Genomic DNA, 12,627 nt, shown 5'->3' with positions numbered 1-12,627 from the left:
TAAACGTACTTTATTCACGATGACCAAGCATGATAAAATCGAGATGCTTTTTCACAAGATCAGCATTTTTTACTTTTACCATCACTTCGTCTCCTAATTGATAGACTGTTTTTGTTTTTTGACCAACCACAGCATATTCTTCTTTATCAAATACATAGTGATCATCGCGCATATCTTGATTACGAACCATTCCTTCACATTTATTAGCCATGATCTCTACATATATACCCCATTCGGTTACACCGCTAATAACACCCACAAATTCCTCATCCTGATGATCTTGCATGTATTTAACCTGCATATATTTAATACTATCTCGTTCGGCATTAGCAGCAAGGTTTTCCATATCACTGGAATGTCTACATTTTTCTTCGTAGACTTCTTCCTTTACTGAATCTTTTCCGTCGAGATAACGTTGTAATAAACGATGCACCATCACGTCAGGATATCTCCTAATTGGCGACGTAAAATGAGTATAATAATCGAATGCGAGTCCGTAGTGCCCAATATTATTGGTTGTATAAACAGCCTTACTCATACTGCGTATTGCAAGGGTATCAATTAAATTTTGTTCTTTTCTACCGTTGACATCTTTCAATAATTTATTAAGAGATTGTGAGGTAGATTTTCTATCACGAGTATCTAATTTATACCCAAAACGTTTGATAATATTTTCAAGCGCGGCAATCTTTTCATCATCAGGTTGATCGTGCACACGATATACAAAGGTCTTTTTAGGTTTCTTTTTACCAATATACGCTGCTACGCTTCTATTGGCTAATAACATGAATTCTTCAATTAATTTATTAGCATCTTTACTTTCTTTGAAATAGACACCTTCTGGATTATTGTTTTCGTCTAAGCGGAATTTTACTTCTAACTTATCAAATGAAATAGCGCCCTCATTCATTCTTTCCTTCCGAAGAATTTTCGCAAGTCTATCTAGTTCTAGAATTGCCTTTGCAATAGTTGGATCAACATCATATTCTTTATCGATGATTGATATTTCCGAGGGAATTGTACGCTGTAATTTAGTACCATCAGCTGGTATGCCTGGATTGGTTTCTATAATATGCTGTGCTTCTTCATAAGCAAAACGAGCATCACTATAAGTAACAGTTCTTCCAAACCATTTATTTACCACTGCCGCTTTTTTATTTATTTCAAAAACTGCCGAAAAAGTATATTTTTCTTCATGTGGACGTAATGAACAAGCTCCATTTGAAAGAATCTCTGGAAGCATAGGCACTACGCGATCTACTAAATAAACTGATGTTGCTCGTTCATAAGCCTCATCATCTAAAACAGTTCCTTCTTTTAAATAGTGAGAAACATCTGCAATATGAATTCCTATTTCGTAATTACCATTTTCTAGAGTTTCAAAAGAAAGGGCATCATCAAAATCTTTAGCATCTTTCGGGTCAATTGTAAACGTAAGTGTTTTACGCATGTCACGACGTTTTGCAACCTCTTGTTCTTGAATACTCGTATCAATACTATTTGCAAAATTTTCAACTTCTGCAGGAAATTCATACGGCAATCCGTATTGTGCTAAAATAGAATGGATCTCGGTATTGTGTTCCCCAGGCATTCCTAGTACTTTAATAACACTTCCGAAAGGAGAATCAGCCTTTTCTGGCCAATCTTCCATAGCAACCAATACTTTTTCACCTTGTCTTGCTCCGTTTATTTTATTCTTCGGAACAAAAATATCTGTATACATTTTGTAGTCGGTTACATCCACAAAAGCAAAATTCTCTTGTATTTGAATGGTTCCTACAAATTCGGTTCGCTTACGTTCCAGGATCTTTGTTACTTCTCCTTCGGTTTTACCACCTTTTCTCCGTTTAAAAACATAGACTTCAACAATATCACCGTTTAAAGCCTTGTTTAAATTTTGATTTTTAACTAGTATATCTTCTTCTAGGTCGTCTACGATAATGTAACCCTGACCTCTTCCAGCAATATCAACACGGCCGGTATAGTAATTTTGTGAAGGTGTAATAATATATTTTCCTCTTTCTATTTCTTGTATAATATCTTTTCCTTGTAACTCTTTCAGTTTCTTAATGATCTGATTTCGACTACTAGGATCATCGACACCTAATTTGGCAGCGATCTGTTTGTAATTTTTTGGGGTAGCGTGATCTTTACGCAGTATAGCAAGAATGCTCTGCGAAAGACCTTCATTGGTATTTTTCTTTCTTTGTTTAGGTCTTTTAGACATAAAATTTAATTATTTGCTGCAAAAGTACTGTTTAATACATAGAAGGATAGGTAATTAGTAAAGTTTTAGTACCTTCATTACAATAGCTTAACAATGATAGATTATAAGACCATAGCCATATATACCTTTCCTAGCGAGTATGCTGTACTTCGATTATTACTGGATCAAGCTCAGATTCGCTATGTTTTTCAAAACGAAACCATGATTGGTGTTCTTCCATTTCACAGTAACGCTTTTGGCGGAATTCGCTTAAAAGTCCATTCCGAAGATATAGAAAAAGCCGCAAAAATTATAACTGAACTCAACGGAGCTTCACACCTAAAAATCGTTTAATTTTTTTAGTTGTCAGACTTATGAACAAACTATACTATATCATTTTTTTCTTTTTAAAAATTTAAAATAAAATGATGATGATGATGGTATGTTGATAGCGGGTATAATTTTATTGAGTTTTCTTTTGAATAAAACTTGTTGCTATTTTTATGCTACTTATAAACAAGTTTTCAGATGTAAATACTACTGTAAATAAAGCTGTTATATAGTATGATTAACAATTGTCAATAACTGTTGTTGACATATGATTTTTGAAAAGTTTTTTGTAATTTTTTGTTTACAACCATATGTATTTTTCTAATAAGTGACCTATAACTAGCAGACTCAAAATTAGTAGAATCCATTTTGTTTTTGCTATTGAAATTTCAATTGATTCTACCAAATTTTTCTATCTTTTTTCTATCAACAGTAATGAACAGAGTTGTTAACTAAATGTTACGACTTTGTAAATTTTATAACTTGTTAATAATTAGCAAATTTTCTGCAATGAAGAAAAGCCTTGCACACTATATTTGTATAAAATCTCAATATTATGAAAATCTCCATAGGTAACGACCATGCCGGAACTGATTATAAAAATACAATTGTTGATTATTTGCTAAGTGAAGGGCATCAGGTAGAAAATTACGGAACCAATAGTCATGATAGTGTTGATTATCCAGATTTTGTACATCCTGTAGCAAATGATGTTGCGTCAAAAAAAGCAGATTTTGGTATTGTTATCTGCGGAAGTGGCAACGGCGCCAATATGACTGCAAATAAACACCAAGAAGTGCGCTCAGCCTTGTGCTGGACCAAAGAGATCACCGCTTTAGCGCGTCAACATAACGACGCCAATATTTTAAGCATTCCCGCGCGTTTTACAAGTGAACCACAGGCTTTAGATATGGTAAAAACTTTTCTTTCTACACCTTTTGAAGGCGGACGTCATCAAAAACGTGTTGAGAAGATCGCCTGTTCTTAGCTCGTAAAAATGGGACATTCACATTCACATACCCATGACCACAACGATCTAAAAGGTAAAAAACTGTTACTTACCATTTTACTAAATGTGCTTATCACCATAGCACAAGTTATTGGTGGTATTGTTTCTGGGAGTTTATCTTTACTTTCTGATGCGCTACATAATTTTAGTGATGTACTTTCCTTAATAGTAAGTTATGTGGCAGATCGCTTTTCAAAAAAAGAAGCCTCTCTTGAGCGTACTTTCGGCTACAAACGTGCAGAGATCTTAGCAGCTTTTGTAAATGCAGCAACACTTTTAATTGTAGCGATCTATTTGGTCTACGAAGCAGTTGAACGCTTTCTTGATCCGCAAGAAATTGAGAGCAATATAGTTATTTGGCTTGCTTTACTTGGTATTATTGCCAATGGGTTTAGCGTTTTATTACTTCGGAAAGATTCAAAAGATAATATGAATATGCGTTCAGCATATTTACATCTTATCACAGATATGTCGGCTTCCGTGGCGGTTTTAATTGGTGGAATTTTAATGAAATATTTTGGTTGGTTTTGGGTAGATAGCGTGCTTACTATTTTGATCGCCATCTATTTAATGGTAATGGGATATGATCTACTACGCACTTCATTTAAAGTGCTTATGCTGTTTACTCCAGATGATCTGAGCGTAGAAAAAATTCGTTCTGCCATGTCTATAGATCCAGAGATAAAGAATGTGCACCACATTCATATTTGGCAATTGAATGAAAAGGAAATACATTTAGAGGCGCATATTGACTTTCATAAAGACATTACCTTGTCACAATTCGATGATATTTTAGATGGTGTAGAGGAAACGCTTTTTCATGAATTCGGAATTAATCATGTAAATATTCAACCAGAATTTAGAAAAGACGACGCCAAGGATATTATTGTACAAGATTAAGCTACAGGTTCCGGCTTATTTCCGAAGAAACCATCATACATCATGGAAATTTCAGTAAAAACATTTAATGAATTAGACATATACGAACTGCATGATTTGCTTCAGCTACGTTCGGAAGTATTTGTTGTCGAACAAGATTGTGTTTATCAGGATATCGACGGAAAAGATTTGAAGGCACTTCATATAATAGGCAAGATAAATGAGAAGATAGTTGCCTATACCCGATGTTTTGCTCCAGGGATCTATTTTGAAGAAGCTGCTATTGGTCGTGTGGTTGTTGACATGAAACACAGAAAATACAAACTAGGCCATAAAATAATGACAGCTTCTTTAGAGGCAATAAAGCAACATTATAATACTGAAAATATTAAATTATCGGCTCAAACGCATCTAAAGAAATTCTACGAGTCTCACGGCTTTTCTCAGGTTGGTGAAGGCTATCTGGAAGATGGAATCCCTCATATAGCTATGATCAAGACAACTTGATCATTTTCTTATCTAAGTTGAGGTCACTCATCATTTGTTCAGTAAATGAATAATGCCCCTTTCGTGTCATAATTTTAAAACGATGCTTTTTTAGGCGTGTAAATACTTCAAGAAAACGCCACTTAGATTTTAAAAGTTTTGGTTTTTCCGACTTTAAACTAATTTCGAAGTAGTACTTTATATCATTCCGCTCAGCTACAATATCTGGCGTAATGGAGACATCACTATCTTTTTTGTGATATGACTTTGGTGTTTCATAACCTTCCATATCGGCTTTAATATTTTCATAACCCCGATGCTCTAAATATGCAATTGCATCGTTCATTGTTTCTAAATTCTCTTCCTTGTCTATTTGTACCATAGCTCTTAAGCTACAGAAAATAAGGGAGAATATGCGTTAATACGGTGTTAAGCTTCTTTGGAACGAACGTTCCTATTAAATGGTAAGCCTAATTGAACCCGAATATTTTCGGGATCGGTGTGATCTGCGATGTCTATTCCATATTGAATCTTAGCGGGATCATCATAGACAAACGTTCCAAATAAACGATCCCACAAACTAAGCATGTTTCCGTAGTTAGAATCGGTCCAAGGCAATTCAAAGTGATGATGAAATTTATGCATATTTGGAGTAACAATTACATAGCTCAGCCCTTTGTCTAGCCATAGCGGTAAACCTAGATTTGCATGTGTAAAATAGGTAAAAAGCACACTTAAAATTCGATAAAAAAAGTAGAATGAAATAGGCATTCCCATGATGATCACGGCAACCAGGGCAAAAATTTCCCGAATAATAAAATCAAACGGATGATGTCTCGTTCCTGTAGTTGCATCAACATGTTTATCACTGTGATGAACCAAATGCAAACGCCACATCCACCGTACTTTATGCAGCATAAAATGCACGCCGTATTGCGCAATTAGATCTAAGACCATGATAGATAAGAGCAATTTTACCCAAACAGGAGCTTCAAAAAGGTGTAGTAAGCCAAATTGAGAAGTATCAAGCCAAACAAAAACTCCAGCGGTTGCAATGCCAAATACCGCATTAATGATCATCACAAATAAAAGTAGCACCAAATTGACTCTGGCGTGGCTCCATTTTTTGTATTTGTGAACAACAAGGCTATAATAGCCTTCGAGCAGCCAGAAAATAGCTAAAGTAAAAAACACCCAACCAGCTTTCATCCAGATGGGCATATTTTCAAAAAAGCTAAGGAAATCCTGCATAGAATGTTTACTTCAAGATCTTTTTGTATTTGCTTTCGTTATGCAACACCTCTACAGCTGCTAAGATCTCAGGATTGTGTTCAACCTGATATTCATAGAGGCCTTCGACGTAAAAATAGCGCTTTAAGATCTCATCACTTAACAATGATTTGATCTCGGCTTTCTTAGTGTATAATCGCTTTTGTTTTGCTTTTTCAATATCGGCCATCAACGCATTGTAGCTAGCGTTGATATCTTTTTGAATATCATCAGCTTCGGCGCGACGCAGGGCTTCCTTAAATTCCTTTTCAGTTTCGGTTTCATACTCAAAATTGTTCAGCTTTAAGAAACCTAAAAAGTTTTCAAAATCTGAATCTGAGAATTCAAAACCACTCCAATCGGTCATAGGATGCTTGTAATAATATTCAGTTGCATAATCAAAGATGGCATTGTCTTTTAAAAGGGCTGTTGTTATCGGACTAAAAACCGCTGTTTCCACTTCGATGTCTGGAAGTATTCCACCACCATCATAAACAGTTCTTCCGCCTTTAGTTTTAAAAGCGTTGTATTCTTTTGAATCTACACGTACAGGATCACCGTTTTCATCGCGATTCCAATAGTCTAATGCTTGAATACAGCGTCCGCTAGGTGTGTAGTATCTTGAAATAGTAACTTTTAGCTGGGTGCCATAAGTAAGCTTTTTAGGGCGTTGTACAAGTCCTTTTCCGAAGCTACGCGCACCAACTACCACAGCACGATCTAAATCTTGCAAACCACCCGAAACGATCTCGCTGGCAGAGGCACTTCGGCCATTGACCAATACAACCAAAGGAATTTCGGTATCAACGGGCTCTCTCGTGGTTTTATACACTTTATTATACTTTTCGATCGCAGATTTTGTGGTAGTAATCACCTCACCTTTATCAACAAATAGGTTTACAATATTGATCGCCTCGTTTAATAATCCGCCTGGGTTACCACGAAGATCTAAGATGATCTTAGTTGCTCCTTCAGCTTTAAGTGCTTCTAATGCCGCCTTGGTCTCAACCGTTGTTTTTCGGTTAAACTTCCGAAGCACAATATAGCCCACATCATTGTGGATAAGCTTTGAAAATGGTACTGCTTTTACATCGACTGCTTCACGGGTGACAGTAGCTTTTTCAGTTTTTCCTTGGCGTTTGTAGGTCAATTTAAGTTTAGATCCCGCCTGTCCCTTTAAGAGATCTCTTGCGTCACCTTCGTAACCGGCAACAGCCGTTCCATCAATCTCCATCAGTTCGTCTCCCGCCTTTAAACCTGCCTTATCGGCTGGATAATCTTTAAAAGGCTCAATTAAGATCATTCTATCTTCTAAAGAGCGCACCGTAGCGCCAATACCTGTATAAACACCAGAATTTTTTATACGTGCATCTTCAACGTCTTGTTCATTCCAATAAACGGTATATGGGTCGAGATCTGCAAGCATCCCTTTGATGGCCTTATCCATTAGGGTTGCGGGTGTATTCTCGTCTACATAATTCATATTCAACTCCTTAAAGAGTGTCGTAAAAATTTCAATTTGCTTAGCGATCTCAAAGAAATCGCTTTTAAAACTAACCGTTGTAAAGAAGATTCCAACAGCGAGTATGGGTATAATAATTTTCTTTTTCATATAATATTTTAAAAACCCGAAGGGATTATTTTTAGAATGAGCTTATTTCTTTTTGTTCTTCCTGATAAGCCAACGAATTACCAAAATAATGATAATGGCAAAGAAAAACAACGGCCAGAGATAGAGGGTGCCTAAGAAAAATGCCGAAACACCTTCCCAGCCACCTTTTAGTGAATTTAGCATTTTTTGTCCGTAAGAGACCCGAACACCAGTTTCAACAGTCGTTGTATAGAAATAAACGTTGATAGTACTCATGGAGACTCTATTTTCCAAAAACTTAAGACGGCCTTCTTTGGCTTCAATCTCTTCGCGTATGGTAGAAAGCTCGCGTTCAATTTCGAGCATATCCTTTACGGTTCGCGCCTGACTCAACAATTGAATGTATCTGTTTTCAAGTTCTTTTTTAGCACGTAATCGCGCTTGAATATCTACAAATTCTTCGGTTACATCCTGACGTGTGATCTGTCTGTTATCAAAATATTCAACGCCGCTCGAGATACCATCCACGACCGTTTGAAAATGTTCCGAAGGAACACGTAGTGTCATATTTCGGAAGACATTGTTATAATTTTTACCAGAATTATCGCTCTGTACAATTCCTTTATATTGCTGTGTAAGTTGAAGTATTTTTTGGTGTGTTTCGGCTAACTTCTGTGTTTCAAAATTAAGCTGCGCGGTTTTAATGATCTTTTGTTCTTGAATTTCTTCTGAAATAGGAGCATCTTGAGGTCTTAAAGAAGCAACTATTTCATCTTCCACATCGTTCATGGCATAACCAGCTTCCTTATATACTTCGCCCTGAATGGGCGGTGACTGATTGCTTTCTGAACAACCCATCAACACAATAAAAAACAGAAGGAATAAGTTATTTTTCATCTGAAAGTTTTTTAAGCAATATGCTCATCGCAATTTCGATCGTTGCATATTGTGGTTTTTCATTGCCAAGATACAATAATAGAAGCGCAAATTTCTTGCCGTTATTGTCTGTAAGCACATGTTTTTGAAGTCGGTACGCCTCCCGAAGCTGTCTTTTGATACGATTGCGGTCTACAGCGCTTTTAAAAAGTCGTTTAGGAACGGCAAATGCAACCTGAGTATTTTCAAAATCTTCCTTCGGAAGAAAGAACAGTTTAACAGGGTATTTTTTAAACGATTTTCCTTCGGAAAATAGAGCCTCAATGGCTTTGCGGCTTTTTAAACGCTCGTTTTTCTTAAAAGTTATGCGCATGTGATAAAGATACAAAAAGAAACCCCTTGTCTTTTCTTCCGAAACATATCCGAAGTAAAAATCAAGGGGTTGTTTTATAAGGAAGCGAGAATTACTCTACGCCCCAACTATTGTTTTCAGAATTAATATCTGCCATTCTTTTGGAGGCATCGATCATCAACGATTTTACCTTTTTTCCCTTCGGAATTTCAAATTCGTAGGTTGGATAAGACCATGCCCAATCGCGTACTTGTGTACGTTTCATGTTTGGATACGGATTTGGTTTTTCACCTCGCATCATTTGTAACGGAATATAAAACTGCTCTTGCGAACCATCTTCATAGGTTACATCAACATCTATAGGCATTGGCATAAGGCCAATGCGCTCTAACGTTACTTTAGTTCCACCATTGTCTTGTACTACAACATCTTTTACGGCGTAGTCAATAGTATTTGTGGTTTGTGTCCAATCGATCAAATACCATTCAAGCTCAATACCCGATACTTTTTCGGCCACACGAATAAAATCGTTTGGTGTTGGGTGTTTAAATGCCCAATCTGTATAATACTTGTTTAGTGTTTTCTGAAGGTTTTCTTCACCAATAATATAGCCTAACTGCGCTAAAAATACGGCACCTTTGCTATAGGCAGTAATTCCATACGCACGATTGCTTGCGTAGCGATCTGCTTGTGTAGTTTGTGGCTGTTCTTTACCACTATTAGCTAAGAATGTATATCCGCGATACGAACCACTGTGAGGGTTCGGGCTCTTCTCATCCATAATAACATTCATCGCTTCAGATGAAATGTACGAGGTAAAGCCTTCATCCATCCATTCGTGACGTGCTTCGTTGGTTGCCATAAGAAATTGAAACCACGTATGGGCCATCTCATGAGCGGTTACACCTACTAAGCTACCAAATTTACGTTCTCCGGTGATCAAAGTACACATAGCGTATTCCATACCACCATCGCCACCTTGAATTACAGAATATTGTTTGTATGGGTACGGACCGATATGCTCGTTAAAGAACGTAAGCATTTCGGCAGTTTTAGGTTGTAAATTTTTCCAGTTCTCTTTGATCTCTGGATTGTTTTTATAGAAAAAATGTAATTCTACGCCATTAGGCCCCGGATAGATATCATGAATATAGTCATTATCGGCCGCCCAAGTAAAGTCGTGAACTTTTGGCGCTTTAAAGTGCCAAGTATACTTCCCTTTTTTAGGCTTTACTGCTTTTTGTCCGACGGCTCCATAACCATGTCCGATTTCTGTATTTTGAAGATATCCCGTTCCGCCAATAGTATAATCTGCATCTATAGTGATCTTTACATCAAAATCTCCCCATACGCCGTGAAATTCACGTGCGATATAAGGATCTGCGTGCCAACCTTCAAAATCATATTCGGCTAACTTTGGATACCACTGTGTCATTGAATAAGCAACGCCTTCGGCATTATCTCGTCCACTACGACGAATTTGCAAAGGCACTTGCGCGTCCCATTCCATTGTAAATGTGGTGCTTTTTCCTGGCTGAATAGGCTCATTAAGCATAACTTCTAAAACGGTTCCAACTACTTCATAGTTTAGTTTTTTACCATCTTGTTTGAGCATGGTTGGTTTGATATAACCGATCTCATTAGGAGTCAATTTTGAAATGCGGTCACCAACACGACCGTCTGGATCTTCGATGGTGCGAGAACGCACATCCATTTCACTTCCTGGCTGAAAAGCATTAAAATACAGATGATAAAAAACTTTGTCTAGTACATCGGGTGAATTATTGGTGTACTTTAAAGTTTGTTTTCCTGTGTATTGATGTGTTTCCACATTCATGTCGATTTCCATTTGGTAATCTACATGCTGTTGCCAGTACGAGGTATTGTTTTGTGCGCTTACACTTCCGAAGAAAAGAAGAGCAACAATTGCTTTTAAATAATGATTCATAAGATTGATCTATTTAGACATTTGCGCTGCCATGATTAATGCGTTGTACATATTAACCATTTTAGTCGACTTCGAAATGTCAGGAAAATTTTGAATGTTAGACTCATCACCACCCAGCATAACAGGTGTTTTTGAGGTAAGTCCGCTATCCATTAAAATTTGTTTTACTTGACTTGCTTTTAACTTAGGGTAGTATGAGCGAATTGTTGCGGCAACACCAGCTACATTAGGAGATGCCATAGACGTTCCTTGTAAAAATTCATAGGTGTTCAATGGCGTTGTTGCCCAGATTTTTACACCAGGAGCAAATACATCAACATTTGATTTTCCGTAGTTAGAAAACGTAGCGACCATTTCGCTTCCGTATTTAAAATTAAGTGCACCAACTGTTAAAAAGTTATCTGAAATCTCAGCACCGGTAAGTTCTTGATCCATTGGATATACTTGAATCCCGTCTAAATCTAAGCCTTCGTTACCTGCGGCATTTACAATAAGCACATCTTTTTTCGCTGCGTATTTAATTGCATCCCAAACCCATTCTGGATGTGGAGAATAATATTTACCAAAACTTGTGTTGATCACTTTTGCGCCATTATCGGCTGCATAACGAATTGCCAAGGCAATATCTTTATCGTACTCATCGCCATCTGGCACAGCACGAACCACCATGATCTCGGCATTGTTAGCAATACCGTTCATTCCAATACCGTTATTTCTTTGTGCAGCAATAATTCCGGCTACGTGAGTACCGTGTTTAGCATCTTCTTTTTTAGGATCGGGACCATCAACATCGTTGTTTCCGTATTTTGAATCTTTAATATCGTTAGGATCATCACCTAAAACACCTCTAAAGTCTTTAGTCATATTAAAATGTGAGTCCAATCTATTTCCGAAGTACTCAATCCCTCCATTAAGCTCTTTGATCACCTCTGGTACTGTATCTCCAAAGTTGAGCATTTGTGTAAGTAAACCAATTTCTTGTTGTTCTTCGGCAGTGGGATTTGCAATAGCTGCGAGTTCTTTTTTGGTGTAGTCCTGCTTCCCTAATTTTTGAGTCATCTTTTTATGCACGGGTATAACCTGCGCTAAAATGCCTTCATACTGTGCTTTGTTTGCGGTAGCCTGTTGTACTTCTTTTTCGTATTCCGCTTTTGCTTTTTGATAAAGAGCAAAATCTTTACGGTCTGAAGCGCTAATAGAAGCATCGGACTTTCCTTCAAATTTTGGTCCGAGTTTACGCATGATTCTTACGTACTCCAAGTTTTCAGCAACGATATCGCCTAAAAAATTCCATCCGTGAACATCGTCAATGAATCCATTTTTATCATCATCAATGCCATTTCCGGCAATTTCACCTGGGTTGGTCCAAATAACATTCTTTAGGTCTTCATGTTCAATATCAACACCACTGTCAATAACCGCCACAATTACTTTTTGACCTTTTCTATTTTTTAAAAGTTCACTGTAGGCGCGATCAACGCTCATACCAGGAATGGTATCGGTTAGAAGATCTGAAGAGCTCCACATTTTGTATTGAGCATCGGTTAAGGGAGCCATTTTTAAAGGCAGCGTATCAATATTTTCAACAGGGGTTGATACGATAGGTGCCACGGTGGTTCCACAACCAGCTAAAAGTGAGGTCGCCGCGATGGCTAAGAATGCATTTTTTAAGATTTTCATT

Annotated in this window: 12 protein-coding genes; 4 read left to right on the top strand and 8 right to left on the bottom strand. The window is 37.2% G+C overall.

Annotation, left to right across the window (positions count from 1 at the left end):
• Positions 1-10 precede the first annotated feature (10 nt).
• Positions 11-2,227 (bottom strand): ribonuclease R, encoded by a 2,217-nt coding sequence (gene rnr / locus ACY2RU_RS12070; RefSeq protein WP_490138716.1) that lies wholly within the window; start codon positions 2,225-2,227, stop codon positions 11-13.
• A gap of 93 nt (positions 2,228-2,320) precedes the next feature.
• Here rnr and ACY2RU_RS12065 point away from each other — a divergent pair, with 93 nt between their 5' ends.
• The 4 genes from ACY2RU_RS12065 (at position 2,321) to ACY2RU_RS12050 (ending at position 4,931) form a co-directional block, all read left to right on the top strand.
• Positions 2,321-2,560, top strand: coding sequence for a putative signal transducing protein (locus tag ACY2RU_RS12065; RefSeq protein ID WP_490138715.1), 240 nt, complete (start codon positions 2,321-2,323; stop codon positions 2,558-2,560).
• Between the two features lie 532 nt (positions 2,561-3,092).
• A complete protein-coding gene (gene rpiB, locus ACY2RU_RS12060) occupies positions 3,093-3,524 on the top strand; it encodes a ribose 5-phosphate isomerase B (RefSeq protein ID WP_490138714.1) in 432 nt (143 codons plus the stop codon).
• A gap of 9 nt (positions 3,525-3,533) precedes the next feature.
• A complete protein-coding gene (locus tag ACY2RU_RS12055) occupies positions 3,534-4,445 on the top strand; it encodes a cation diffusion facilitator family transporter (RefSeq protein WP_490138713.1) in 912 nt (303 codons plus the stop codon).
• A 42-nt stretch (positions 4,446-4,487) separates the two neighbouring features.
• Positions 4,488-4,931 carry a GNAT family N-acetyltransferase gene (locus tag ACY2RU_RS12050; RefSeq protein WP_490138712.1) on the top strand — a complete coding sequence of 148 codons (444 nt, stop codon included), beginning with the start codon at positions 4,488-4,490 and terminating at the stop codon, positions 4,929-4,931.
• On the opposite strand, the gene ACY2RU_RS12045 is transcribed toward ACY2RU_RS12050, so the two are convergent.
• The 7 genes from ACY2RU_RS12045 to ACY2RU_RS12015 all read right to left on the bottom strand — a co-directional run bounded on the left by ACY2RU_RS12045 (position 4,918) and on the right by ACY2RU_RS12015 (position 12,626).
• Positions 4,918-5,292, bottom strand: a complete 375-nt coding sequence (locus ACY2RU_RS12045; protein ID WP_490138711.1) for a hypothetical protein — start codon at positions 5,290-5,292, stop codon at positions 4,918-4,920. The two genes, ACY2RU_RS12050 and ACY2RU_RS12045, sit on opposite strands and share 14 nt — an antisense overlap.
• Before the next feature lie 47 nt (positions 5,293-5,339).
• A complete protein-coding gene (locus tag ACY2RU_RS12040) occupies positions 5,340-6,161 on the bottom strand; it encodes a sterol desaturase family protein (protein ID WP_490138710.1) in 822 nt (273 codons plus the stop codon).
• A 7-nt stretch (positions 6,162-6,168) separates the two neighbouring features.
• Positions 6,169-7,791, bottom strand: coding sequence for a S41 family peptidase (locus ACY2RU_RS12035; protein ID WP_490138709.1), 1,623 nt, complete (start codon positions 7,789-7,791; stop codon positions 6,169-6,171).
• Positions 7,792-7,833: 42 nt separating this feature from the next.
• A complete protein-coding gene (locus tag ACY2RU_RS12030; protein WP_490138708.1) occupies positions 7,834-8,667 on the bottom strand; it encodes a DUF4349 domain-containing protein in 834 nt (277 codons plus the stop codon).
• A complete protein-coding gene (gene rnpA / locus ACY2RU_RS12025) occupies positions 8,657-9,019 on the bottom strand; it encodes a ribonuclease P protein component (RefSeq protein WP_490138707.1) in 363 nt (120 codons plus the stop codon). Before rnpA ends, ACY2RU_RS12030 begins: the two co-directional genes overlap by 11 nt.
• Before the next feature lie 91 nt (positions 9,020-9,110).
• Complete coding sequence (locus ACY2RU_RS12020; RefSeq protein WP_490138706.1) at positions 9,111-10,946, bottom strand: M1 family metallopeptidase; 1,836 nt, start codon at positions 10,944-10,946, stop codon at positions 9,111-9,113.
• A 9-nt stretch (positions 10,947-10,955) separates the two neighbouring features.
• Positions 10,956-12,626 carry a S8 family peptidase gene (locus ACY2RU_RS12015; protein WP_490138705.1) on the bottom strand — a complete coding sequence of 557 codons (1,671 nt, stop codon included), beginning with the start codon at positions 12,624-12,626 and terminating at the stop codon, positions 10,956-10,958.
• Position 12,627: the final 1 nt, after the last annotated feature.

It is taken from the genome of Ulvibacter sp. 2305UL32-6 (assembly GCF_058148545.1).
Note: the sequence above shows the minus strand (reverse complement) of the source record. Positions and strands in the feature narration are given on the sequence as shown.